The organism is Pseudomonas sp. SDO52101_S400, assembly GCF_054071635.1.
Genome location: NZ_JBSVWF010000010.1, coordinates 40,103 through 63,753 on the forward strand (window position 1 = coordinate 40,103; position 23,651 = coordinate 63,753).

At 60.3% G+C, this 23,651-nt stretch carries 20 protein-coding genes; 4 read left to right on the plus strand and 16 right to left on the minus strand.

Annotated features, from left to right (window positions below; all coding sequences use genetic code 11):
- The first annotated feature begins 57 nt into the window (after nt 1–57).
- Nucleotides 58–1,371 (plus strand): sensor histidine kinase, encoded by a 1,314-nt coding sequence (locus ACW9HX_RS07295; RefSeq protein WP_457380060.1) that lies wholly within the window; start codon nt 58–60, stop codon nt 1,369–1,371.
- On the opposite strand, the gene ACW9HX_RS07300 is transcribed toward ACW9HX_RS07295, so the two are convergent.
- The 5 genes from ACW9HX_RS07300 to ACW9HX_RS07320 form a co-directional block, all read right to left on the minus strand.
- The gene (locus ACW9HX_RS07300; protein WP_457380061.1) at nt 1,329–1,880 is read right to left on the minus strand and encodes a PqiC family protein; all 552 of its coding nucleotides are present in this window, start codon (nt 1,878–1,880) and stop codon (nt 1,329–1,331) included. The two genes, ACW9HX_RS07295 and ACW9HX_RS07300, sit on opposite strands and share 43 nt — an antisense overlap.
- Nucleotides 1,881–1,896: 16 nt before the next feature.
- Nucleotides 1,897–3,552: a PqiB family protein gene (locus ACW9HX_RS07305; RefSeq protein WP_457380062.1), complete on the minus strand. Its 1,656-nt coding sequence runs from the start codon at nt 3,550–3,552 to the stop codon at nt 1,897–1,899.
- A gap of 96 nt (nt 3,553–3,648) precedes the next feature.
- Nucleotides 3,649–4,950: an NAD(P)/FAD-dependent oxidoreductase gene (locus ACW9HX_RS07310; RefSeq protein ID WP_457380063.1), complete on the minus strand. Its 1,302-nt coding sequence runs from the start codon at nt 4,948–4,950 to the stop codon at nt 3,649–3,651.
- Entirely contained in the window at nt 4,947–6,035 is a 1,089-nt protein-coding gene (locus tag ACW9HX_RS07315) for a polyamine ABC transporter substrate-binding protein (protein WP_457380064.1), read from the minus strand. The genes ACW9HX_RS07310 and ACW9HX_RS07315 overlap by 4 nt, the downstream gene beginning before the upstream one ends.
- Nucleotides 6,036–6,188: 153 nt before the next feature.
- The gene (locus tag ACW9HX_RS07320) at nt 6,189–7,547 is read right to left on the minus strand and encodes a glutamine synthetase family protein (protein WP_457380065.1); all 1,359 of its coding nucleotides are present in this window, start codon (nt 7,545–7,547) and stop codon (nt 6,189–6,191) included.
- Nucleotides 7,548–7,709: 162 nt separating this feature from the next.
- Here ACW9HX_RS07320 and ACW9HX_RS07325 point away from each other — a divergent pair, with 162 nt between their 5' ends.
- Nucleotides 7,710–8,615 (plus strand): helix-turn-helix domain-containing protein, encoded by a 906-nt coding sequence (locus ACW9HX_RS07325; RefSeq protein WP_457380066.1) that lies wholly within the window; start codon nt 7,710–7,712, stop codon nt 8,613–8,615.
- An 18-nt stretch (nt 8,616–8,633) separates the two neighbouring features.
- Here ACW9HX_RS07325 and ACW9HX_RS07330 read toward each other — a convergent pair whose 3' ends face one another.
- Together ACW9HX_RS07330 and ACW9HX_RS07335 are read right to left on the minus strand one after the other, a co-directional pair.
- A complete protein-coding gene (locus tag ACW9HX_RS07330; RefSeq protein ID WP_457380067.1) occupies nt 8,634–9,380 on the minus strand; it encodes an anti-sigma factor family protein in 747 nt (248 codons plus the stop codon).
- Entirely contained in the window at nt 9,373–9,885 is a 513-nt protein-coding gene (locus tag ACW9HX_RS07335; protein ID WP_457380068.1) for a sigma-70 family RNA polymerase sigma factor, read from the minus strand. The genes ACW9HX_RS07330 and ACW9HX_RS07335 overlap by 8 nt, the downstream gene beginning before the upstream one ends.
- 154 nt (nt 9,886–10,039) lie before the next feature.
- Here ACW9HX_RS07335 and ACW9HX_RS07340 point away from each other — a divergent pair, with 154 nt between their 5' ends.
- The gene (locus tag ACW9HX_RS07340; protein ID WP_457380069.1) at nt 10,040–11,011 is read left to right on the plus strand and encodes a metallophosphoesterase family protein; all 972 of its coding nucleotides are present in this window, start codon (nt 10,040–10,042) and stop codon (nt 11,009–11,011) included.
- Between the two features lie 14 nt (nt 11,012–11,025).
- Complete coding sequence (locus ACW9HX_RS07345) at nt 11,026–11,334, plus strand: cupredoxin domain-containing protein (RefSeq protein WP_119428166.1); 309 nt, start codon at nt 11,026–11,028, stop codon at nt 11,332–11,334.
- A gap of 47 nt (nt 11,335–11,381) precedes the next feature.
- Here the strand turns inward: ACW9HX_RS07345 and ACW9HX_RS07350 are convergent, their stop codons facing one another.
- The 9 genes from ACW9HX_RS07350 to ACW9HX_RS07390 form a co-directional block, all read right to left on the minus strand.
- Nucleotides 11,382–12,431, minus strand: coding sequence for a hypothetical protein (locus ACW9HX_RS07350; protein WP_457380070.1), 1,050 nt, complete (start codon nt 12,429–12,431; stop codon nt 11,382–11,384).
- Between the two features lie 30 nt (nt 12,432–12,461).
- Nucleotides 12,462–14,279 (minus strand): hypothetical protein, encoded by a 1,818-nt coding sequence (locus ACW9HX_RS07355; RefSeq protein WP_457380071.1) that lies wholly within the window; start codon nt 14,277–14,279, stop codon nt 12,462–12,464.
- A 3-nt stretch (nt 14,280–14,282) separates the two neighbouring features.
- Nucleotides 14,283–15,575, minus strand: a complete 1,293-nt coding sequence (locus ACW9HX_RS07360; RefSeq protein ID WP_457380072.1) for a hypothetical protein — start codon at nt 15,573–15,575, stop codon at nt 14,283–14,285.
- A 19-nt stretch (nt 15,576–15,594) separates the two neighbouring features.
- Nucleotides 15,595–16,518, minus strand: coding sequence for a hypothetical protein (locus ACW9HX_RS07365; RefSeq protein WP_457380073.1), 924 nt, complete (start codon nt 16,516–16,518; stop codon nt 15,595–15,597).
- 77 nt (nt 16,519–16,595) lie between these two features.
- Nucleotides 16,596–18,965, minus strand: coding sequence for a hypothetical protein (locus tag ACW9HX_RS07370; RefSeq protein ID WP_457380074.1), 2,370 nt, complete (start codon nt 18,963–18,965; stop codon nt 16,596–16,598).
- A gap of 10 nt (nt 18,966–18,975) precedes the next feature.
- On the minus strand, nt 18,976–20,118 hold the full coding sequence (locus ACW9HX_RS07375) for a hypothetical protein (RefSeq protein WP_457380075.1): 1,143 nt from the start codon (nt 20,116–20,118) through the stop codon (nt 18,976–18,978).
- Nucleotides 20,097–21,542: an alkaline phosphatase family protein gene (locus ACW9HX_RS07380; RefSeq protein WP_457380076.1), complete on the minus strand. Its 1,446-nt coding sequence runs from the start codon at nt 21,540–21,542 to the stop codon at nt 20,097–20,099. Before ACW9HX_RS07380 ends, ACW9HX_RS07375 begins: the two co-directional genes overlap by 22 nt.
- Nucleotides 21,532–22,764 (minus strand): metabolite traffic protein EboE, encoded by a 1,233-nt coding sequence (gene eboE, locus ACW9HX_RS07385; RefSeq protein ID WP_457380077.1) that lies wholly within the window; start codon nt 22,762–22,764, stop codon nt 21,532–21,534. The genes ACW9HX_RS07380 and eboE overlap by 11 nt, the downstream gene beginning before the upstream one ends.
- Complete coding sequence (locus ACW9HX_RS07390) at nt 22,761–23,645, minus strand: TatD family hydrolase (RefSeq protein ID WP_457380078.1); 885 nt, start codon at nt 23,643–23,645, stop codon at nt 22,761–22,763. The genes eboE and ACW9HX_RS07390 overlap by 4 nt, the downstream gene beginning before the upstream one ends.
- Nucleotides 23,646–23,651: the final 6 nt, after the last annotated feature.

Consider the following 23,651-nt stretch of genomic DNA (forward strand, 5'->3'; position numbering starts at 1 on the left):
GTGCTCGCCTGTTTTTGACCGTGAAGTCTGAAATCAGCAGTGGAGTCATCGACCCGAATGGATCTCAAGCAAAGCCTGACGAAACGGATCGTCATCGTGTTCGCTTTGATGAGCGCCCTGGTCGCCGGGGTGTTTGCACTGGGTATCGTTGCCGCCGTGCATGTGGTCGAACACAAGCTGGCCACCAGCACGCTGAGTGGCGGTCTGCATCGATTGCTGGCGATGGATGACATCAATCGCTGGAGCCATCAGCCGGAAAAGAGTGAATTGTTTTTCTTTGAAGGCGGGCCCGGGCCCATGGCACTGATTCCGTCACTGGCCGCGCTGTCACCCGGATTCCAGGAAATCATGTTCAACGGTGACGATTTCTTCGCGATGGTCGAGGTGGTCGGCGGACGTAAATACGTGCTGCTGCGTGATCAGGAAAGCCTCGAACAACGCGAGCGGTTGCTGTTCATCGTGGTCATGGTCGGTTTTCTCCTGAGCATCCTGCTGGCGATCGTGCTCGGCCGGTTGCTGGCGCGGCGGGTCATGGCGCCGGTCATTCGTCTGGCACGCCAGGTTCGCCACCGCGATCAGCTGCTGGTGCTGGCGCCACCGCTGCATCCGGACTATGCGGCGGATGAAGTGGGGGAGCTGGCGCTGTCGTTCGATCAGACGCTGGGACGTTTGCGCGAAACCCTGAGCCGCGAAAAACTGTTCACCAGCGATGTCAGCCATGAATTGCGCACGCCGTTGATGGTGCTGGGCGGCTCTTGTGAGTTGTTGCTCGCCAATCCGTCGCTGGATCCTCGTTCGAGCGCACAGGTCAATCGCATCGCCCGGGCCAGCCATGAGATGCGCCAACTGGTCGATACCTTCCTGATGCTGGCTCGCGCAGAGGATGATGCCGGCAATGATATTTGCGTCACCCTCAAGGAAGTCGCGGACGCTCAGTGCGAGATCTGGGGTCGACTGATTCGCGAAAAGGGACTGGAGTTTTTCTACGACGTGGACCAGCCCTGCATGGAGCGTTTCAACCTGACGTTTCTGCAATCGGTGATGGGCAACCTGTTGCGCAACGCTTGGCATTACACCGATCGGGGCTTTGTCCGATTGACCGTGACGGCAAACGGTTTTGTCGTGGAAGACAGTGGCATCGGCATTCCGGAAGAACAGCGCAAGGCGGTGTTTCAGCCCTTTGTGCGTGGTGACGAAGGCCGGGGAGAGGGCCTTGGGCTGGGGCTGTCGCTGGTACAGCGCATTTGCAAGCGACAGCGATGGCAGGTGAACCTGACGACGGGCGAAGCCAACGGTTGCCGCTTCAGCGTGGTGTTGAATCCTGCCACTCAGGACGCCGGCGGGCAGCCCCGCCCATTGCCCGCCGCTTGACTGATCTGAGCAGCCAGGCGCTTGACGTTGTTCTGCTGTGCAATCACCAGTTCGTCGATGCCCGGTCCGGATGGGGTTTGCAGGACTGAACGGCAGGTAAGCAGCCCATTGTCGGACTCACCACCCGAGCGCAGCCGCCATTTGGCGTCGATCAATCCGTATTGCCCGGGAATCGAATCAAATCGCTGCACAACGATGCGCACCGAGACTTTGCGCGACCCGCCAGCATTGCTCAGTTGATCCACCAGCGCACTGTGCAATTCATCGGCCAGGCTGGCGCCCCACCATTCGGTTTCGAGAATCGCCAGGCCACTGTTGCCCTGGCGGATGACGATCTGCGGCCGGTCAACTTGCGGCGGCACGCTGATGCCTTCGATCGCGATGTCCGAGCCCGATCTGCCGGCCGCCGCTTGTGCCGGGGTCAGGGTATGAAAGCTGATCGGGTCGCTGCGACAGGCCGCCAGCAACAGGCACGCAGCGAGCACGGTGTACTTCAGCGGTAAAGCCATGGGACAGCTCCTGTGCTCAATTGCGCGGCGGTCCTTTGAGATCCAGCGGCGCAGCGTTGTCGGGGCGACCGCGAATCAGCGATTCCGGATGACGACCGAGGTAATCCGACAGTTCACGCAACGAACGCGACATGCGCCCGAGTTCGTCGAGGGTCTGGGTCAGTTGTTCGCGTTGCGGCGAGTCTTCGGCCAGGGTCGAACTGGCCGATTGCAGGGTCTTGCTCACGTCCGCCAGCGTGCTCTGAACTCCGGGCAAGGTCTTGGCGTTGAACTGGGTCAGGCCTTTGCGCAGTTCCACCAGATTGCTGTCGAGATTGCCGGCGATGCGTTCCACCGGCAGTTTATTGAGCTTGTCGACCATGGCTTCGAGTTTTTCCTGCAACTGTTCGAGGCTGCCGGGAATGGTCGGAATGACGATCGGACGCGCCGTCGGGTCAAACGCGACTTTCTCGGCCTTGGGGAAGAAGTCCAGAGCGATGTACAGCTGTCCGGTCAGAAGGTTGCCGCTGCGGGCCTGGGCGCGCAGTCCGTTGTCGATGAAGGTGCCGATCAGGCGCACTGCGGCGCCTTCGTCGTCCGGATTGTGGTTGAGCACCTTGAGCATTTTTTCATGGGCCCGGCCGAGTCGCTGCGGGTAGATCACGATGCCGACGTTGACCGGGAAGCTGCGCTTTTTCTCGTCGAAGTCCAGGTTGACGCTCACCACCCGGCCGATTTCCATGCCGAGGAATTCGACCGGCGCATCGACCTTGAGGCCGCGCATGGCCTGATCGAAACGCAGGCTCAGATACTGCGGTTTGCCGGCGGGCGGCGCGAGGGCTGTCTGCTGGTCTTCGAACAGGTCGAAGGACTTCTCATCCGCTGCCGCAACATCGTTGGGGCTGTAATCCGGCGCGCGGAAGGCGATACCACCGACCAGCAACGTCGACAGCGATTCGGTCTTCACCGCAAAACCATTGGCGCCGACGTTTACGTCTATACCGCTAGCGTTCCAGAACCGGGTGTTCTCGGTGACGAAGGCATCGTTCGGCGCGTGAATGAACACTTCGATATTTACCCCTTTGCCATCGGGATCAAGCGCGTAGGCCACGACCTGGCCGACCGGAATCTTGCGGTAATAGACCGGGGAGCCGATGTCCAGCGAGCCAAGATCCGAGGAATGCAGATTGAAGCGTCTGCCCGGTTCGCCATAGGTGATCGGTGGCGGGTTTTCCAGCCCTTTGAAGTGTTTGGCGCGACTGTCGGACTGGCCGATATCGGCACCGATGTAGTCGCCGGAAAGCAGCGTATCGATGCCCGATACGCCGCCAGCGCCGATACGTGGCCGCACCACCCAGAACTTCGAGTCCTCGCGGGTAAAGGTTTCGGCCTGCTTGGCCAGTTTGATCGTGGCGTTGACGCTCTTCTGGTCGTCGGCCAGCTCGACGTCCGAGACCTGGCCGACCACCACGTTGCGGTATTTGACTTCGGTCTTGTTGGCGGTCAGACCGCTGCCGGTCTTGAAGGTGACGACGATCGTCGGGCCTTCCTGCATCAGGTTGTGCACCACCAGCGAAATGCCCACCAGCACGGCGACAATCGGCACGATCCACACCAGCGAAATGCTGAAGCGGCGGGTCTTGATCGGTGCCTGGCCGGGTGCTCGCGGTTGATCGGCGGCTGACGACTCCATCCATGACCTCCAGAGTGTGTTGGGCACTGAGCGTCAGGAACGCAAAAGCACTTCATCAATATAGAAGTGCTTTGCGATAGAGCAAATCGGCGAGCCTCAGCCCAGCATTTCCCGCAGGCGATACCAGAACATGCCCAGTGCCAACAACGGCGAGCGCAGCGCCGGGCCGCCGGGGAAGGTCATGTGCGGCACACCGCTGAACACATCCATACCCTGGCTGTGGCCTGCGTGAATCGCTTCGCCCAACAGTTTTGCGCACCAGTGGGTGACGTTCAGGCCATGGCCGGAATAGCCCTGGGCGTAGAACACGTTCGGGTGCTGCTTGAGGCGACCGACTTGCGGGAAGCGGTTGGCGGTGATGCCGATCTTGCCGCCCCATTGATAGTCGATGCGCACATCCGCCAGTTGCGGGAAGACCTTGAGCATCTTCGGTCGCATGTACGCGGCGATGTCGGCCGGATCCTTCCCGGAGTAGTGGCAGGCACCGCCGAACAGCAGACGCCGATCCGCCGAGAGCCGGTAGTAATCGAGGCCGACCTTCTGGTCGCAAAGCGCCAGGTTCTGCGGAATCAACTCGGCAGCGCGCTCTTTGGACAAGGGCTCGGTGGCGATGATGTAGCTGCCGGCGGGCAGGACTTTACCGCTGAGCTGTTGCTCAAGCTCCTCCAGGTGCGCGTTGCAACCGAGCACCAGACTGCCGGCGCGCACCGTGCCCGAGGCGCAGCGCACTTGTACCGTCGCACCGTGGACGATTTCCAGCACCGGGCTTTGCTCGAAGATCCGCACCCCGAGCGATGCTGCCAGCCGTGCTTCGCCCTGAACCAGATCGAGCGGGTGCAGATGACCCGAACCCATGTCGATCAGACCGCCTTTATAGACACCCGAATTGACCACTTGCCGACGCATGTCTTCGGGGCCGACCAGGCGCGTTTCGTGGGCATAACCCGAGGCCGCAAGACTCTCCTGTTCAGCCTTGAACGCTTCGAACTGTGCCGGGGTGTTGGCCAGTTCGCAGAAGCCCCAGCGCAGATCGCACTCGATGGCGTTGTCTTCGATGCGCCGGCGCACCAGCTCCACCGAATCGACACCGGCCTGCTGCAGATAGCGCACGCCTTCGGCGCCGACATGGCGGGCGAAGCCCTCGACTTCATGGCCGATGCCACGGATCAACTGGCCGCCGTTGCGCCCGCTGGCGCCCCAACCGATGCGCCGGCCTTCAAGCAGCACCACCGAGAGGCCACGCTGGGCCAGCTCGATGGCGGTGTTGACGCCGGTGAAGCCGCCGCCGATCACGCAGACATCGGCGATCAGGTCGGCTTCAAGTTCAGGGTAGGGCGTGCTCGACCGGGCCGAAGCGGCGTAGTAGGAGCGGGCGTGTTCCTGGGTGTACTGATTCATTTGTTCGACTTCACTTTGCTCCAGGAACGGGTCATCAGACGCATGATCGACTGGGGCGGGGTGGTGGAAATGTAGAGTTTGTCGAGCACCTCCTGAGGCGGATAAACCTCAGGATTGCTGACCAGTGCGACATCCATGTATTGCTTGGCGGGCGGGTTCGGGTTGGCGTAGCCGACCGAGGCGCTGACCTTGGCGATCACTTGCGGATCGAGCAGGTAATTGATGAAGGCGTGAGCTTCTTTGGTGTTGCCGGCATCGGCGGGAATCGCCAGCAGGTCGAACCACAGGTTCGCGCCTTCCTTGGGAATCGCATAGGCGATGTTCACGCCGTTGTTTGCTTCCTTGGCGCGGTTGGCGGCCTGGAACACGTCGCCGGAGTAACCGAAGGCCACGCAGATGTCGCCGTTGGCCAGGTCCGACACGTATTTCGAAGAGTGGAAATAGGTGATGTACGGGCGGATGCTCAGCAGCTTGGCTTCAGCTTTCTTGAAGTCCTCCGGGTTTTCGCTGCGCGGGTCCATGCCCATGTAGTTGAGAACTGCCGGGAATACTTCGTCGGCCGAGTCCATCATCGACACGCCGCACTGGGTGAGTTTTTTCAGGTTCTCCGGCTCGAACAGCACGGCCCAGGAATCGATGTGGTCGATGCCCAGCACCTGTTTGACCTTGTCGACGTTGTAGCCGATGCCGTTGGTGCCCCACAGGTACGGCACCGAATGCTCGTTGCCCGGATCGTTTTTCTCGAGCAGGGCCAGCAGTTTCGGATCGAGGTTTTTCCAGTTCGGCAATTGCGAACGATCCAGCTTGAGGAACGCCCCGGCCTTCACCTGACGGGCCAGGAAGTGGTTGGACGGCACCACCACGTCGTAGCCGGTGCGACCGGCGAGCAGCTTGCCTTCGAGGGTTTCATTGGAGTCGAAGACGTCGTAGATCACCTTGATTCCGCTGCCGGCCTGAAAGTCGGCGAGGGTGGTCGGACCGATGTAATCGGTCCAGTTGTAGACGCTGACCTGGGGTTGGGCCTGGGCACCTGCACTGCACGCCAATGCCAGAGCGGCGGGGATCAGGGATTTCAACAGACGCATATCGACACCTCTTCGAATTATTGGATTTTTCAGGTGGCACGGCCTTTGTGGGAGCTGGCTTGCCAGCGATAGCGGTGGGTCAGTCGACAGATAGGCTGACCGTACCCACGTCATCGCTGGCAAGCCAGCTCCCACAGGGTTCGTGTGTGTTGGTTAAACGCTCAACAACAGGAACTCACGCTCCCAGGAGCTGATCACGCGCTTGAAGTTTTCATGCTCGGCACGCTTCACCGCCACGTAGCCACGCACGAACTTGCTGCCCAGGTATTCGGCGACGGTGTCGCACTCTTCCATCTGGGTCAGCGCCTCTTCGATGGTGATCGGCAGGCGCAGGTTGCGGCGTTCATAGGCACGGCCTTCGACCGCGGCACTTGGCTCGATGCCCTCGACCATGCCGATGTAGCCGCACAGCAGGCTCGCGGCAATCGCCAGATACGGGTTGGCGTCGGCACCCGGCAAACGGTTTTCCACGCGCATCGCCTCAGGCCCGGACGTCGGAACTCGCAGGCCGACGGTGCGGTTTTCCTCGCCCCATTCAACGTTGACCGGCGCCGAAGTGTCCGGCAGGAAGCGACGGAACGAGTTCACGTTGGGCGCGAACATCGGCAGCACTTTCGGGATGAACTTCTGCAGGCCGCCGATGTGATGGCGGAACAGATCGCTCATGCTGCCGTCGGCGTTGGCGAAGATTGGTTTGCCGGTGGCGATTTCCACCACGCTCTGGTGCAAGTGCATGGCGCTGCCAGGCTCATCGCCAATCGGCTTGGCCATAAACGTTGCGGTGACGTTGTGCTTGAGCGCGGCTTCGCGCAGGGTGCGCTTGAACACGGTGATCTGGTCGGCCAGATCCAGGGCGTCGCCGTGACGAAAGTTGATTTCCATCTGCGCCGGGCCGTCTTCGTGGATCAGCGTGTCCAGATCCAGGCCTTGCAGTTCGCACCAGTCGTAGACGTCTTCGAACAGCGGGTCGAATTCGTTGGCCGCATCGATGGAGAACGACTGACGACCGCTTTCGGCACGACCGGAACGGCCCAGCGGTGCCTTCAACGGTAAGTCCGGGTCTTCGCAGCGTTGGGTCAGGTAGAACTCCATTTCCGGCGCGACGATCGGCTTCCAGCCCTTGTCGGTGTATAGCTGCAAGACTTTCTTCAGTACGTTGCGCGGCGACAGTTCGATCGGGTTGCCGAACTTGTCGAAGGTGTCGTGGATCACGATGGCGGTCGGCTCGATCGCCCATGGCACCACGTACACCGCATCGCTCACCGGTTTGCAGACCATGTCGATATCGGCCGGGTCGAGCAGGTCGTAGTAGATGTCGTCGTCGACAAAATCCCCGGTTACCGTTTGCAGCAGCACACTTTCCGGCAGGCGCATGCCTCGCTCATGCAGGAACTTGTTGGTCGGTGCAATTTTGCCGCGGGCGATGCCGGTCAGGTCGCTGACCACGCATTCCACTTCGGTAATCTTGTGATCTTTCAGCCATGTGAACAGCTGATCGAAAGGGGCATTCATAAAGACCTCGTCGTTGGTTTTATTGACGCGGGGGAAGTACGATTTCATCTTTCGCAGGCTTCCCCTGTAGCGCGTTGACGACTATCTTGGGCGGGCCTTGCCGTTCCATCTATCCACTTTCAGCAGCACCAAAGCGCACCAAAAGAGTGCGCAAGGTCTCCCATGACAACGTGTAATCCGCTACAGGTTCAAGCTTTCAACACCGCCGATGTCGCCGAACAGGTTCGCGCAACACCGGGCTGGGTCCAGCATTACCAACAGATGTCGCCGGGGCATTTCGCCGGGCGAATCCGCTATCTGGACTTGCAGGGGGTGGAGGTCTACGAAGAACAGATGAACACCCGGGTCGAGCAGAATTTCAGTGCGCCGGCGGGTGCTCTGGCGTTCTGTTTCGATCGCAGTGACAACGCGCTGTATCTGCTGAACGAAGAGAGCCGCAATATCTGGATCACCCCGGAGAACTACCAGGAAATCGCCGTGGTGTTCGGCCCCGAGTTCGTGCGCCGCAACGGCCTGGACGTGGCCCGTCTGGAAGGTCTGTTCATGGCGCCGCTCAACGGCGCGCAGAACGCGCTGTTCAGTCGCTGGTTAAGCTCGACTCTCACCAAGTTGTCGCAAACCCTTGATCAGCCAAGCAAAGAAGCGTTGACCCAACAGTTGCTGGAGGACTGCCTGTTCATCCTCGACAACGCTTGCGTGTGCCTGGACAGCGGAGGTTTGCAGCGCCGCGCCGAAGAGCGCACGACCATGAAACGGGTGGGGGAATGGGCGGCAGACTCGCCGGAAGAAACTCTCAACCTGCTGGAATTGTCCCAGGTCGCCGGGGTTTCCCTGCGGCAATTGCAGCAGACCTTCAAGGCCTACACGGGGATGTCACCGACCCAATGGCTTCGTCTGCGCCGGCTCAATGGGGCTCGTCGGGAGTTGCTCAGAGGCGCCGCTTCAGGCACCACGGTGGCCGAGGTGGCGATGAACTGGTCGTTCTGGCACCTGGGGCGGTTTTCCAATAGCTATCGGGCGCTGTTCGATGAGTTGCCGAGCGAGACGTTGAAGCGATCGTGCCGCTAATGGCGGGGATAGGTCCTCTCAAGCGCCGTTCCTGAGCAACTGGCCGAGCGCCTCCAGCTCACCTTTCTCCACATCGGAAACCAGCACGAAGCGCATATGGTTTGCCTGCCAGGAAACCACGTTGAAGCCGCGAATCGTCTGGCTCTGCGACGGCTTGTCGGCGTCTGGTGTCGGCAGAATAAACACATTGATGATGTGTTTGGCCCGGCCGTAGCTCAGGGCTGCCGTGGTCTGGTGTTGCAGGTAATCGAGTCGCCCGCCGAGCAATGGAAAACCCTGCGCCGCGTAGTCGACTACTGGTGGCGAGAAGTCGAGTTTGCCGGTGAACCAGGGTTTCACGGTGTGCCGGTCAGAGGACACCACATCGTTCAAGTGCTGGCCCATCAGCGAGCGCACGTGGCTGGAGACAGCTTCGTCCATCAACGGTTGTTCGCTGCCCGGTGTTGCCACGTAAAGCACCATCGCCAGGGCCAGAGCGGCTGCGGAGAATGCCGGGGCGAACCATTTTCGCCAGCGCTCAAAAGGGCTCGGCGATGCGGGAGCAACGGCGGCAAGCACGCTGGCAGTCAACGACACCGGCGCCGAGTAATAGGGTGCATGGCGTTTCACGCTGACCTTCAGCAGCTTCGCCTCATCATGCAGCCGCGCACAGTCAGCGCATGTGGCCAGGTGCGCAGCGACATCCGCAGCCATCGCCGGATCAAGTTCCTGGTCCAGATAGCCATGCAGTTGTGTCTGGCAAACCGTGCAGTGAAGTTCATTCATGATCGTGCAACTTCAGTAATTCGAGCTTGAGCATGGCACGCGCCCGGGCGAGCCTGGACATGACGGTGCCGATGGGGATGTCGACCACCAGGGCGATGTCCTTGTAGGGCATGTCTTCGAGCTCCTTGAGCACAATGACCTCGCGAAACGCTGGCGGCAAGACACTCAGCGCCTGCTGGAGCAACGCCGCGTTTTCCGTGTGAATGGCCAGCAGTTCCGGGCTCTGGCCATGGCTCAGGGCTTCTTCGTTATCGCCGATGTCGTCACCCATGGGCACCCAATGCCGCCCGGCCGATGCCTTGAGCCAGGTGTAGCTTTCGTTGCGCACGATGGTCAGGAACCAGGCCTTGGCGTTGCCATCGGCAAAGCGCTGCAAAAACCTGAAGGCGCGCAAGGCGCTTTCCTGCACGACATCCCGTGCGGCACTGTCGTTGCCGGTGATCCAGCGCGCGAGGTTGTAAGCCGCGTCCAGGTGCGGCGCAATCAGTTCCTCAAATCGATTCATAGTGGTTTCCGCACCGTCACACCCCTATAACCGTGATGCGCCGTGTTTTATTCCCTGAAAAGAATTTGTTTTTCGGCATGGAATAAAGGTTCGCCTCGCAAGGTTCTACCTGGTGTCAGCTACATCACTGTAGTCCGCCAGCGAGGACATCCCCATGGACAATCAAGCAAAACATCCACTGCGCACCGACGGCTTGCTGCACAACCCTGACCGGCGAACGCTGCTCAAATGCTCGGCGTGGGCCGGGGCCGGGGTTCTCTGGGCCCTGAGCGGCGGCATTCCCAGAGCGTTTGCGATGGATGAGGCGGGTAACGTCACTGATCCCAAGGCGTTGGCCAGCACCTTTCATTTCGTGCAGATCAGCGACTCGCACATCGGCTTCAACAAGGAGGCCAATCCGGAACCGGTGAAAACCCTGCAAGTGGCGATCGACAAGGTCATCGCACTGCCGAAACGGCCGTCGCTGATCCTGCACACCGGCGACATCACCCACCTGTCCAAGGCCGAAGAATTCGACACCGCGGCGCAGCTGCTCAAAGGCCTGCCGTCCACCGTGCATTACATCCCCGGTGAACACGACACCCTCGACGAGGGCGGCGGCAAGCTCTATCTGGAACGTTACGGCAAAGGCACCAAAGGCAACGGCTGGTACAGCTTCGATGATCACGGCGTGCATTTCATCGCGCTGGTCAATGTCTTCAACTTCCAGGCCGGCCATGAAGCCAACCTCGGTGCCGATCAACTGGCCTGGCTGGCCGATGATCTGCGCGCGGTGTCGACCAGCACGCCCATCGTGGTGTTCACCCACATTCCGTTGTGGACGGTCTATCAGCCCTGGGGCTGGGGCACCGAGGACGGCGATCAGGCGATTGCGATGCTGCGCAAATACGGCTCGGTCACGGTGTTGAACGGGCATATTCATCAGGTCATCCAGAAGGTCGAAGGCAACATCACCTTCCATACCGCCCGTGGCACGGCGTATCCGCAACCCGCACCGGGCGCGGCGCCGTCTCCGGGGCCGATGACCGTGGCGGCCGATCAGTTGCGCAACTATCTGGGGATCACCGAAGTGCGGGCGACACAGGGCGATCATCCGCTGGCGTTGATCGATTCGACACTGGTCTAGGGGAGGGCGAATCAATGAAAGCGCGACTGTTGGCAGTTCTGTGCCTTTTTTTGTCGATGCCGGTCTGGGCACAGGAAGTAAAGGTCGACATCAAGGAGTTCATGTTCGGCCCCAAGGACCTGACCGTGGCCGTGGGCACCAAGGTGACGTGGGTCAATGACGACCAGATCCCGCACACGGTGGCCGAAACCCACAAGGTGTTTCGCTCCGGGGCGCTGGACACCAATGACAGTTTTTCCTGGGTGTTCAATACGCCGGGCGAGTTCGAGTATTTCTGCGTGCTGCATCCGCAGATGATCGGCAAGATTGTGGTGACTCAATAAACAGAAGGCGCGGCTCTCACAGGGCCGCGCCTTTTTTCCATCTGTTCTCAGAGCAGTACCCGGCGCAGCCTTCCACTCAACGCAGCCACTTTGTTATCCGGCGTGGGCAACGGTCGCCCCGTCAAACCCATGCCTTCGCTTACCAGTACCGCATCCTGCACCAGACACAGATTGGACGGGGTATCCAGGTCGCGGGCGAGCACGGTCACTTCGCTGGTTTGCAGATTGCAGCTCAACAGTCGCCCGCTGAACCGGGTGAAACCGCCATGCAGGGTTTCGCCTTTCCAGTCAGGCGGCAATGGTTGTTGCAGACGGCTGCAGAGCTCCAGCACCAGCACGTCTCCCTGCGGACACAACTCCAGTCCGGTGGGCAGTTGCAGGCCGCGAATCAGCACTTCGATCCGGCCGGTGTCAGGCCAGACCCGAATCACCTGACCGGCCTGATCATCAAAGTCGATGCCTTTGCGACTCGGGTCGCTTTGCAGCTCCCCGGAGAACAGGCTGATCAGCACAGCGTCCGTCGCCGGTTCGTGCACCAGCGTGACGGGCACCGCTTCCTGTCCCATATCCAGATCCGGCAACTGAACCAGTACCTGTTCTTCCTCGCCGGTGCTGAACTCCACCAGTTGATTGGTATCGGGTTTAACGGCCAGCCAACTACGGCGGGTCGGGTGATAACACAGCGCATTCAGATTGCCCCGACTGTGGAAAACCGGCTCGGGCGGGGTGTATTGCAGGTCCAGCAGTTTCGAGCCCGCGACATAATCGGTCTGGCTGACCAGGCAGTGCCCGTCACCGCAGGCGATGTCCGACAGGCCCATGATTTCATCGCGCAGCATGCGGGCCTGCATGTTCATCGCGCGGAACCCTTGCGCCAGTATTTCAGGGGCAAGATACGCGCCGGGCTTGAGCGGGTCCGGTCGAAGTTGGCTGATGCGGCCGCTGAATGTCTGGTCTGGCAGGCCTGAGCCGGCTTCGGCCAGCAACAGGCTGCCATCGGCCTGCACACAGACGCCGCGTGGGTTCAGCAGGCCTTCGGCGATGATGGTGCTGGGGCGCAGGGTCTCGCGGGGGCGCGCAGGAATATGAACAGTCATAGGTTTCTCTCCATGGGCTGAGGGGTGCGATTACTGCGGTGGTTGCCACGGTTCGCCCGTGAGATAGGCCCGCAGCAACGCCCGCTGACAGGGCGACATCGACCTCACCACGGGCATGAACAGCGTGGTGCCTTTGTAGGCGTCCGAGGTTCGGGCGAGGATCGGGTTCTTCGCGCCCATGATCGCGTCGGGCTGGTTCAGCGGGATGTAGCGAGACATGGCGGGGAAGGCCAGATAGTGAAAACGCAGGACGTTCGGATACATCTGTTCCCAGGTGATGGTGGTGCCTCTGGGGATACCGAAGTCGGTCTGGGCGTATTTACGGAAGTTGGTGAAATACGTGCCGCTATCCTGACCGTTGACGGTGTAGGTCAGGGCGACGAACCCTGCGAGAGGCGCCGCTGCGGGTTTTACGTTGACGGAGAACGTGACGGACAACTGACCGGGGCTCACCGTCAGGGCCGGGGGGAAATAAAGGAAGTCGCAGTAGCGCTGTTGCGTGTAATACGGTCCCGAAGGCGCGGCGGTGAGATCGATTTCGGTTGTGCTGGTCACCGCAGCACCCAGATACCGGACCTGTAGCGTAATCGACAGGCCCTGCGGGTAGTCCTCGGTATAGACACTGCGTTGATCGGCGTAGACCCGATAGACCGACTCTGTTGCCTGCAAGGTAGTCCCGGCGACCTTGCCGGGGGCGCTGATGGCCAGTGCCGAGGATCTGACCGCCGACTGTTGGGCTGTATTGAGAGGCAGATCGACAATGCCGCCATACACGTAATAGTCGAGCAGGGGACTGCTGGTCGGATCGAGTGTGCCCAGGGTGGTCTCGCCGGCTGCCACGGTGACAGTGCCGTAATTGCCGTTAGGTCCGATAGGGCTGGTGATGTCATCCCGGACGACCCTGAACGTCTCTTTCGGAATGATGTTCACCATGTCGACGCTCAGCATTGCCGCGCTGCTCAGGTCGGCATAGCCGGTGCCGCCCGTGCCCTGATTGACGATCTGACGGCCCGCCTGACAGTCCAGCGGCTCATTGGCGAACGCCGGCGCCAATGTACCGATGACCCGGCCAATGCTCGGGTTCGGGGTGTCTCTGCCCGCGGCATAATCGGCTTGCAACTGGGGCGTGGTCATTGTCGGGCACATTTCGAACATCACGAAGCGCAGGACGATACCGGTGGCACCCGGTGCCTGGATGATCGATCGCAAACCGCTGCTGTTCTGGTTCCAGCTGACAATGCTGCTCAGCGGGAAGGTCAGCTGGAAGGTGCCGCTTATACGGCAGGAACCGGGTGCATCCAGCTCCTTCGGCGTTGGCTGCAGCACCCGCTTGCCGAGATCCTGGCTGCTGCAAACTGCATTGTCGTGAATCAGCAATTGGATGTTGTTACTGCCACCAATTTGCAGGCCACCGACAAATATCTGGGTGGTGGTGGTCGAGGTGGGGTCGAGGTCCACCATCATCGGGCCCGATACCGGCCCTTGTCCGGTCACCGGGTCCACGGAACCCAGCAGATAGACCGGCTGGCCCACCATATCCCCGGTGGTACTGATGCTGCCCGGGCTACCCTGAGAACTGATCAGCGCATTCTGCATGTCGACGACATGTTGCCCGTAATGATTCCAGCCGCCGGCGGTGTAGTAGTCGCCCGTAGGCGCATTGATCATGCTGTTCAACTGATCGTCGGTATAAGACTGGGCCCCCGATGCCAGGGTCGAAGTGGTCAGGTCAAAGATCGGCCAGTTGTCATCGCCGTCATAAGGAATGGTGGGTGAATTGTTCGGCAGGCTGACGTCCGTGCGGATGCCTCCCCAGAAATTCAGTCGCGGGCCGTTGAGGATGCTCATGATTTATTTCCCGTCCTTGATGGTTTTGCCGAGCGGCGAATTGGCGAATTTGAACAGGTAGGAGTAATCGGACTTGTACGGGCTCTTGACCGGCGTCGCCATGGAATGGCAGTTCATGCAGCTGCTGTTGGGCTGGATGTAGCTCTCCATGGTCACGTTGGCCGAGAGTGCGGGTGTCGGCTGGCCCAGCGGGTTGCCGGGGTTATCCGGCATCAGCGGGCGCTGGGTGGTGATGAGCTGGTAGTACTTCAACACGCTGTTTTGCAGCCCCGGGTCGGCCTGGTAACTGGCGTTGATCTGGTTAGTGATATCGGCGATCGGGGTGACCCGGTTCAGCGGGTTCGGGGTCTGGAACGTGGTGCCGGGTTTGGGCACGCAGACCTGATGCGGGCCCTGAGTCTGCCAGTCGCACGGCGACTGGTTGAGGGACGCGGCGGGTGCGGCGGCGTTGAAGTAGGAATAGGCCGTGCCCGCCACCGGCTGATCGACCCACTGGCCGTTCACCATCGCTTTGGGCGGAACGTTGTCGACCTGTTCGAACGTCGACCAGATCCACTGAGGATAGCCGTTGGCCTTGGTGATGATGTGCAGGCCGACCAATCCCAGAAACGCCTCGGTGACACCGTTCTTCTGGCCCTGATCATTGAAGGTTGCCACCCGGGCGAGCATGGTCAGGTAACGGCTGGCGTTGTCATGGGCGGTGAGGATCCGCCAGCTCGACTTGATCTCGATGACGCCCCACGGAAACGTGATGTTGTTGGCTTTGGAGACGACGTCGGCGTTATAGAAGTTGTTGTTGACGATGTAGTTGTATGAAGTCTCGTTGGCCGAAATGTCGTAGTAGGTCGGGTTTTTCGCCTGATCGATCAACCAGCCGCCGACCGCCTGATCGACGGCGTTCACCTGAGCGCTGTTTTTCAAAGAAGCGATGTTGATGATGTTGAAGCTTTTTGCGATCTGCGGAGAATTCCACGGCCCGGGATTGGCGGCGTTCGGCAGAAAGATTTCGCCGACGGTCTTGTAGGTCTGCCAGACGGTGTAGCCGGCGGCGCCGGGCTGTTTGGTGCAGTCGGGATTGCCGCGCTGCCCGCTCTTTGCCGGCCAGCTCAGGGCGATGAACATCTGCCAGCTGTATTGATCGAACTGATCCTGACCGGCTGTGGCGGCCGGTGCGGTACTGGGCGGCTGGCAGTTCAACTGGCTGGCCTGCATCGATGGCAGGGCCTGTTCCCTGGCCAGCGCCGACAGGCTGGCCAGACCCAGCAACATCACGGAATAACGGAGTGTGGTTTTCATGGCGATCCTTCGTCGTTGATCACGGTTTACGCTGCATGAGCTTGTTCCACTGCGCCTTGTGGCCGTTGCTCTGCGACTCTGGTGGCTCGAACAATTGGCAAGGCGGCGGATTCGACGGGCACATGGCGGCGACCTGCGCCCAGGTCTGTTTCGGGTTCGGCTTGGCGATGCGGAAATTGGTGTAGTTCTGACTGACGATCGGCGCGTTGGCGACGCTCGTATCGCCGGAAAAGAAGAACGATTGCGGCGGCCGGTAGGGCGGTTTTCCCGACATTTTTTTGTAGAAGGCATAGCCGAACAGGATCGGGCCTTGCGGCGAGTCGAGATCCAGGGCGTAGGCCTGCACGCTGCCATCGAGGTTTTTGCTGCGCTCGACGCTGTAAGGCAGGTGCTCGATGAAATCCTGCCGTGGCGGATGATTCATCGGGGAAAACATGCAGCAGGCCGGCATGTCTTTCGGGCGGTCCTGCGGGTAGGTCAGGAAGTACGCCTTGTTGCCCAGCGATACGAACGAGCAGGTGTAGTTGTTGTTCTTGATCGGGAAGATCGGCAGACAGTATTTCTCGTAGTGCTCCATCATCGCGCCGAAACCGTCGCCATCCGGCGGGATGTAGGTGGTGTCGTAGTAGCTGGTTCCGCGAGAGACGGTGTAGTCCGAAGGCTTCAGGGTAGAGGGCGGGTTGCTGTAGGGCGGCGGGTTGTTTTCGTAGTTGTGCATCACCCGGTACATGGTCCAGTTGCTGATCCAGAACGCCGGGAAGAACGGGTCGGAAGGTTCGCCCGGCAGGCGTTTGGCGATGCAGTTGCCGTTCTGTTCATTGCACCCCAGCGTGTTGTGTACGCCATTGGTGAAGTAGACGGCGCCGCTGTCGTCCTGGGCGAAAGCAGGCGGACTGAACAGCAGGATCAACAGCAACAGACGGTTCAAGAGGCTGACTTTCATGGGTCACTCCTTGGCAGGCGCACTGCGGGCGCGAACGCCCGCAATGGCTCATCTTTCCTGATTGAGCAGCGTGTGGATCAGAGGTTGTCGTAATCACTCATATTCAGTTTCATGGGCGGGAAGTTGCGCTTGACCAGTTTCTGCGCCCACAACTCCAGCACCGCGCGCCGGCTTTGCGACAGGTCGCGGGTGATGGGCATCGCGAGGGTGCTTTCTTCCTGGTACTCCTTGCTGATCAGCCGGATCAACTGGTCGACCGCGCCTTCCACTCGCGTCCGGGAATTGAGCGGCATGAACTTGTTCATGATCGGGTACAGGTAGTAGAAGGTCTTCAGGACCCTTGGGTAGATGAAGTCATCCCAGATCGCTTCGGGCGCATTCTTGTCCTTGTAGATCTCGTTCCAGTAATTGACGAAGTCCTGTTGCAGCTGCATGTCCAGAGGCAGGACGCGCAGCGGGGCGAGGAAGTCGGTCTGGGCGTCCGTGAGCGCGAAGCTGAAAGGGATGACCGGGTCGCTGGTGTCTTCCTTGACGATGAAACGCAGCGTAGGGAAACCCGGGGCCACAGCCTTGAAACTCACCTGGGCGATGCCGTTGGCGTCGGTGGTGGTGGCGACGTAGGAGTAATCCACCGTCTGATCGTTATCCAGCGTTCCGCTGACGTACACGCCGGCATCGAATTGCAGGCAAGGGGTCAGGGGGACCGTGATCGGCTTACTTGAGCCATTCATGAATGACTGATAACTGACCTCAACGCCCACCGGTTTTTCTTTGGCTTCCAGATTGACCAGTCGACGACCGCTGCCGGTGGCCAGGTAATTCGCTACCGGCGCCGTGCCCTTGAACTGTGGCAGGTTGGCGGTGTTTTTGTTGCGGTCTGCGTTGTCGTAAAACAGCGTGAAGTCGGGGTTATTCAGGAACGTCAGGTAGTAGTCGCTGGTGGTCACGTTGTAAGGGTTGCCGTATTCCACAATCCAGAGTGTGGTGTTGGCGGCCGGTTGACCATTTTTCTGCACCATGATGTTCAGCGTCTTGCGGTCGTTCACGTCGACGAAGGTGCCACTCTCTACCACCTCGGCGGTCCAGACTTGCTGGGTCGCGGCCTTCACGGGGCCAGTGGAGTTCTGTTGTTGCAACTCCAGCGGGCCGGATTGCAGGGTGGCCGTTTGCGTGGCGCTGAGCGGGATATCCAGCAGCCCCGAGCGCTTGTCGAATGCCGACTGTCGGTACTGATCGAAACCGATGTCGACCACCGGCACGAAATTCCCGTTCTGCGATACGCCCAGCTTGAAGTCGCCGGCCTGGAATTTCTCGGCAGTCAGGACGTCAGCGTTCTTGTCCAGCGGATAGAACGGAAACGTGTTGGCCAGATCCAGCGACAGCGTGTTGTTGGTGATCTGCGCCGAGGTCACACCCAGATTAGTGCTTGTCGGCTGAGACATGCCGGGGCGAGTGACCATGATCTTCTGGTCGGTGACCAGACGCGGGCCGGCGGGCGCCGTAGGGTATTCGTGGTCGAACCACAGACCCAGGGTCGCTACGGTACGGTTGTAGGCGGGGTTGAAGAAAATATCGGATACGTTGTCCAGCCCCTTCTGATACATCGCCGTCAAACGGGCCTGCGCCGATTTGTCATTGTCGCGGGTGTCGACGTACGGGAAGTCGTTGAACACACCGTTCCTGTCGTAACAGGTGAGGTACGTGGCGAACCTGAACATCAGGCCCTGAGCATTTTGAGCCTCCATCTGTTGCTGAAGATTGCTCAGCAGGACGGAATCGCCAATGACCCATTCCAGATTGTCCCGGGGAAAGCAGGTCTGCCAGGTGGTGGTGACATACGCCAGACCACCGAAGTCGCCGGCCCAATTGAACGTCAGGAAGCGGTCGAGCATCCGGTATTGACGGTTCAACGTCAGGCCACAGGTGGCATCTCCCAGCTGCAACTTGTCGAAGTACAGCGCCGTGAAGGTGTTCTGCCACGGGCTGATATCCACGAATCGAGCGGCGGTCGGGGTATTGCTGCCAAAAGGATTGCCGAGCAACTGGAAGTCCCTGCCGACCAGCGCGTCCTGAGTGACGTAGGTGTTGGCCTGCAACTCGCCGCCAATAATGGTCGAGCGTGTGCTCTGGTAGCTCACTGTCCCGCAGGCGTTGTCGCCAAACAGGTCCCATTCGGCGGGTATGAACGGGAAGGTGTTCGGGCCTCCGTTGGTCGGAACCTGCTGCACATAGGGCGGCAGATCATTCTGCTGCACGGGTGAAATGATCCAGGGCATCAGAGTGGTGGAAGCGTTCGCCTGGGTGATGTCGTAGTAGCTGGTAAACGGCCAGTTGATATCCATCTTCACCGCGTCATACAGCGGCAGCACATCGTTGTTGTTGGCCGTCGGCGGGTTCCAGAACATATGGCCGTTGAGGTAGATCCGGGGGAAGTTCAATACGCTCATGTCATGCTCCTTAGCGTTGCCACTGGGCGCGCTTCAGCGACCAGACAAAGTCCAGTTTTTTGTAGCCGTCGAAAGCGGACGGCGGCAGCGGGGTTGTCGGGTAGACGATGCCGCCATCCTTTTTGATGGCGAAGTTGAAGTAGCCCTTGTCGTTCGAGTAGGCGGCGGTGCCATGGCAGGCCAGGCAGGACGAGGTGTTCTGGAACGCTGATTCCAGCTGCGAGTTGGCCAGCACCTGAGTGATCGGCTGGTACTCGACACCGATCAACTCGTACTTCGACAGCGTCGGGTTGCCAGCCTGGAAGCTGACGTTCACCGGTTTGGCGGCCGGGGTCGGACCCGTGGTGTTGGTCATGGGCGTCGGGGTAGGTGCGTTGGTTACGGTGTACTTGCTGTTGTTGACGTTTTCGAAGGTGGTCCAGACCCAGCTGTCATCCAGTTTGTTGACCACGTGCAGCCCGCTCAATGCCGCATAACCGACCTGATAGGTGCCGTCGTCCTGTTGGTAATAGGCCTGGCCAACGTAGTAGCCGTCATTCACCAATGTTTGTCGGTAGGTGGTATCCGAGCCGATCCATAGCCACGCTGCCTTCAATTCCCACGCGGTGGCCGGAAAGTTCAGGTTATCCGGCAGCGCGGCTTGACCGTTCATGTTGTAGACCTGCCGCGCCACGATGTAGTCGAAGGTGTCTTCACCCATCAACAGTTGAAAGCGCACCGGGTTGCCTTTCTGAGAGGCAGGCACGGCACCGCCCATGTGCAGCGCCAGACCATCGACCTGTTGCGTGGCATTGATGTTGTGGAAGGTGCGGCTCAGGTCCATTCCCAGTGCTGTCGCCTGTTTTGTCACGTCGGCCGGGAGCGGGGCGGAGCTGGCATAGGCGCCGGGCGCAGCGCCATCGGGCAGGTAGACCTGGTCCGAAGGCTTCATGGTTTCCCACACCCGGTTGCTGGTCTGGGCGGTGCTGGGCTGGTTCAGACAGACGAACCAGTTCCAGGCCATGGTTTCGGGACTCTGGTTGAACGCGGCCCGGGTCTTGGTGATATCGGTCCCAAACTTCAGGAATTGGTTGCAATCGAAATTATTGGTGTCCTGTGCCTGAGCCAAACCGGCCAGCGCACTGAGAACAGTTATAGAAATGGCTCGCCGCATGGAAGCTCCTTGGCATTGGCCGAGTGGGTGTATGAGTGCCCCAGAAAATGCTCAAGGAGCAGTTGTTTCACAGCCGTTGCCGCAAGGGTTTGCGGCAACGGCAGATCGCAATTGGTGATGAGCAGCGGGCCGGTTTCCTCGCGCTCGGGCAGGCGACCGTGACTGCCACGGACCAATCCGGTGTCCAGTGGAATCAGGTCCATGTAGTAGCGAAAGCCGAGTTTCTTCTGCAGCAGCCGCCGCGCGACTCGCAGTTTCGGGAAACGAATGGCCGGGTCGATAAACAGTTCCAGCGGGTCGTAGCCCGGCTTGCGGTGGATGTCCACGGTGCGGGCAAAGTCGGGCGCCTTGTGATCGTCGAACCAGTAGTAGTAATCGAACCAGTAACCCGCTGCGGCCACGGCTACCAGCTCGCCGCTGCGCGGGTGGTCCAGCGCAAACGCGTGTTGTTCGGCCTTGTCCAGCACCTGCTCGATGCCGGGTTGGCGCTGCAACAGTGCTTTGACGCGGGGGATGTCCCGGGCCCGCTTCACGTAGACATGGGCGATCTGATGATCGGCCACGGCAAACGCTGCACTGGCGCCGGGGTCGAGCAATTCCCAGGTCAGCGATTGGCGTACTTCCAGCAAACCTTCCGAGCGAAGCAAGCGGTTGATGGACACCGATTGATTGACCGCTTCGATTCCGTATTCCGACAACAGCATCACCGCCGCGCCTTGTTCCTCGGCGAAGGCCAGCAGACGACCGACTTCTTTGTCGATGGCCCGAACCTCGTCGGCAATCGACGGATGATCGGGCCCGACACGCTGAAGGCTGTAGTCGAGGTGCGGCAGGTAGATCAGTTGCAGGTCGGGCTGATTGAGCTGAAATTCGGCAATGGCGCAATCGACGATCCAGCGGCTCGACGCAATGCCGGCAGCCGGTCCCCAAAAGCCCGGAAAGGGAAACTCGCCGATCTGCCGTTCGATGGTTTCGTGCAACGAGGCCGGTGACGAATACAAGCCGAACATCTTGCGGCCATCGGCCGGGTAGTGAGGGCGCGGGGTGATAGCGGCATCCACGTCCGCGTACATGTTGTACCACCAGAACAACTGACTGCAGCGAAACCCTGGCAGCTCGCGCTTGAGCGTCTCCCAGACCTTTTCACCCTGGATCAGCGCGTTGGGTTGCAGCCAGAAACGCACTTCGGCCTGATCGCGAAAATACCAGCCATTGCCGACGATGCCGTGCTCGGACGGCGGTCGCCCGGTGAGGATCGAAGCCTGAACCGACGACGTGACCGCTGGGAATACCGGTTGCAGGTTGGCCATTTTTGCGGTTTTCAGCAGGGCATTGATGTGCGGCGTCGCGTCCCCAAGCAACGATGGAGTCAGCCCGACGACGTTGATCAACAACAGCGGTTGACGAGTCTTTTCAGAGCGCATCGGCGTACGCCTCCTGCGCTTGTGGTTGCAGCAATCGACGCTGGCGAAGTTGATCCTCAACCCACTTCAGTTCTGCGGCGATTCCCTGAAGCTGGGCGGCTTCGGTCGTCGGCCGCAGTGGCGCGGGCAGGACGCCCCAACTGTAAGTTTCCACCTCGAGCACGGGCCTGAAATCCTCATGGCTGGCGAGAAAGTCGAAGGTCTGCGACAGGGCGACCTGGCTGCCACTCAACTCAGGCAACAACAGTTGTTCGCTGAACAACGGGATGTGGAAATGAATCCTCAGCTCCGGATAACGCTCCGGGTGCTTGGCGCATTCGACGAGCGCGGCGGGAAGATCCGCCCAGGCCACCAACAGACCCTGCTCGTCGCGCGCCTTCACTTGATGCAGGTAGGTGGTTTCGCAGAAGTCACTCAAGGTTTTGAGGACCTGCTCACGGCGCTTGTCGTCATCGCGAGGCAGGCGACAGATCAAGGCGTTGGACAGCTGAATCTTGCCGATGGGGACCCGCGCCTGACGCAGTTTTTCCAGCGACTGATAACAGTCTTCAAACATCACCGCCTGGTGGCAGACATCAAAACACAGCGCCAGATAGGCATGGTTCGGGTCAGTGATTTGCCAGCGGCGGAAGAAGGCGATCGCCTGGTCGGTGGTTTCCAGTACGCAGTCCGGTTCCATCTCCAGACAGAACACGATCTTCTTGCCGGTTTCCCGATGCAACCGCGCCAGTGAAGCCGTGAGCTCGCGCAATTGATAGTCGGCCCGTAGCTGTAACGTCGGGTTCCAGGTAGCGGCATAGCCGAGCGGCACGGTAGAGATCACGCCCTGATGACAGTCTGGCGGCAGGGCCTGCGCGAGGATGTGTGCCAGATTCAGGCTGTAATCCAGCCGTTTCGGCTCGGCCCAACTGGGCAGGTAGACCTCGGCTTTCACCGCCCGGTCATGAAATTGACCGTAGGGAAAGCCGTTCAGCGATGTCAGCCGCAGCCCGCTGCGTTGCAGCAGGCTGAAGAACTCGGAACGCGCCGCTTTCTGCTGCAGCTTGGATTCGGTTAGGGCACTGATCCACAGCCCACTGTCCTGCGCTTGCAATCCGCGCAGGGCCCGCACGCCCTGAAAGTGCTGCTCGATCGAAGACTGCAACCCGGCCAGGTCGCGGGTCGGGTGAACATTGCTGCAATAGCCGATCTGCCCGGGCGTCCAGCCCATGCCGGTATTCATTTGATCACCGGTTCCTGGCCGCGCAGGGCGGAGTTTTCCTGCCATTGCCGGCGCTGATCGATGGGCAGCGGGGTGCTGATCAGGGTTTTGTCCAGTTGACCGCTCTGGGCAAAAAAATCGACCGGGTTGTGGAACAGCACTTGTTCGACCTGAGCTTCACTGAAGCCGGCCGCCAGCATCGCCTGACCGGTTTTCGGCACCTTGAGCGGGTCGCTGATGCCCCAGTCGGCGGCGCTGTTGACCACCATCTTATCGGTGCCGTATTCCTGGAGCAGCGCGACCATGCGCTGTTCCGACATTTTGGTGTTGGGGTAGATCGAGTGACCGCGCCAGCAGTCGCTGTCCAGCACCAGCGGCAGGGTCAGTTCGTTGAGGTGGTCGATGATCACCAGGTTCTCGTTGATCCCCACCTCGCGAATCACCGCCAGGGTACGTTTGGTGCCGCCGATCTTGTCGCGGTGCGGCGTGTGCACCAGCACCGGCAGGTTGAACTGTCTGGCCAGTTCCAGTTGCGCGGCGAGAAAGCGATCTTCCTCGGGCGTGATGTCGTCGTAGCCGATTTCGCCGACCGCCACGACGCCGTCCTTGACCAGATAGCGCGGCAGAATTTCCAGCACTTCGTTGGCCACCGACAAGTCATTGGCCTCCTTGGGATTGAGGCCGATGGTGCAGAAGTGATGGATGCCGAACATGCTGGCGCGAAAGCGCTCCCAGCCCAGCAGGGTGTCGAAGTAGTCAATGAAACTGCCGACACTGGTCCGGGCCTGACCCTGCCAGAAGGCCGGCTCGATCACCCCGGTAATGCCGGCGGCGGCCATGTTCTGGTAGTCGTCGGTGGTGCGGCTGACCATATGAATGTGCGGATCGAAGTATTTGGACATGGTGAA

Excerpts from the sequence above, each read along its gene's own strand:
- ACW9HX_RS07295 (WP_457380060.1), top strand. The coding sequence starts at position 58 with ATGGATCTCAAGCAAAGCCTGACGAAACGGATCGTCATCGTGTTCGCT.
- ACW9HX_RS07300 (WP_457380061.1), bottom strand. The coding sequence starts at position 1,880 with ATGGCTTTACCGCTGAAGTACACCGTGCTCGCTGCGTGCCTGTTGCTG.
- ACW9HX_RS07305 (WP_457380062.1), bottom strand. The coding sequence starts at position 3,552 with ATGGAGTCGTCAGCCGCCGATCAACCGCGAGCACCCGGCCAGGCACCG.
- ACW9HX_RS07310 (WP_457380063.1), bottom strand. The coding sequence starts at position 4,950 with ATGAATCAGTACACCCAGGAACACGCCCGCTCCTACTACGCCGCTTCG.
- ACW9HX_RS07315 (WP_457380064.1), bottom strand. The coding sequence starts at position 6,035 with ATGCGTCTGTTGAAATCCCTGATCCCCGCCGCTCTGGCATTGGCGTGC.
- ACW9HX_RS07320 (WP_457380065.1), bottom strand. The coding sequence starts at position 7,547 with ATGAATGCCCCTTTCGATCAGCTGTTCACATGGCTGAAAGATCACAAG.
- ACW9HX_RS07325 (WP_457380066.1), top strand. The coding sequence starts at position 7,710 with ATGACAACGTGTAATCCGCTACAGGTTCAAGCTTTCAACACCGCCGAT.
- ACW9HX_RS07330 (WP_457380067.1), bottom strand. The coding sequence starts at position 9,380 with ATGAATGAACTTCACTGCACGGTTTGCCAGACACAACTGCATGGCTAT.
- ACW9HX_RS07335 (WP_457380068.1), bottom strand. The coding sequence starts at position 9,885 with ATGAATCGATTTGAGGAACTGATTGCGCCGCACCTGGACGCGGCTTAC.
- ACW9HX_RS07340 (WP_457380069.1), top strand. The coding sequence starts at position 10,040 with ATGGACAATCAAGCAAAACATCCACTGCGCACCGACGGCTTGCTGCAC.
- ACW9HX_RS07345 (WP_119428166.1), top strand. The coding sequence starts at position 11,026 with ATGAAAGCGCGACTGTTGGCAGTTCTGTGCCTTTTTTTGTCGATGCCG.
- ACW9HX_RS07350 (WP_457380070.1), bottom strand. The coding sequence starts at position 12,431 with ATGACTGTTCATATTCCTGCGCGCCCCCGCGAGACCCTGCGCCCCAGC.
- ACW9HX_RS07355 (WP_457380071.1), bottom strand. The coding sequence starts at position 14,279 with ATGAGCATCCTCAACGGCCCGCGACTGAATTTCTGGGGAGGCATCCGC.
- ACW9HX_RS07360 (WP_457380072.1), bottom strand. The coding sequence starts at position 15,575 with ATGAAAACCACACTCCGTTATTCCGTGATGTTGCTGGGTCTGGCCAGC.
- ACW9HX_RS07365 (WP_457380073.1), bottom strand. The coding sequence starts at position 16,518 with ATGAAAGTCAGCCTCTTGAACCGTCTGTTGCTGTTGATCCTGCTGTTC.
- ACW9HX_RS07370 (WP_457380074.1), bottom strand. The coding sequence starts at position 18,965 with ATGAGCGTATTGAACTTCCCCCGGATCTACCTCAACGGCCATATGTTC.
- ACW9HX_RS07375 (WP_457380075.1), bottom strand. The coding sequence starts at position 20,118 with ATGCGGCGAGCCATTTCTATAACTGTTCTCAGTGCGCTGGCCGGTTTG.
- ACW9HX_RS07380 (WP_457380076.1), bottom strand. The coding sequence starts at position 21,542 with ATGCGCTCTGAAAAGACTCGTCAACCGCTGTTGTTGATCAACGTCGTC.
- eboE (WP_457380077.1), bottom strand. The coding sequence starts at position 22,764 with ATGAATACCGGCATGGGCTGGACGCCCGGGCAGATCGGCTATTGCAGC.
- ACW9HX_RS07390 (WP_457380078.1), bottom strand. The coding sequence starts at position 23,645 with ATGTCCAAATACTTCGATCCGCACATTCATATGGTCAGCCGCACCACC.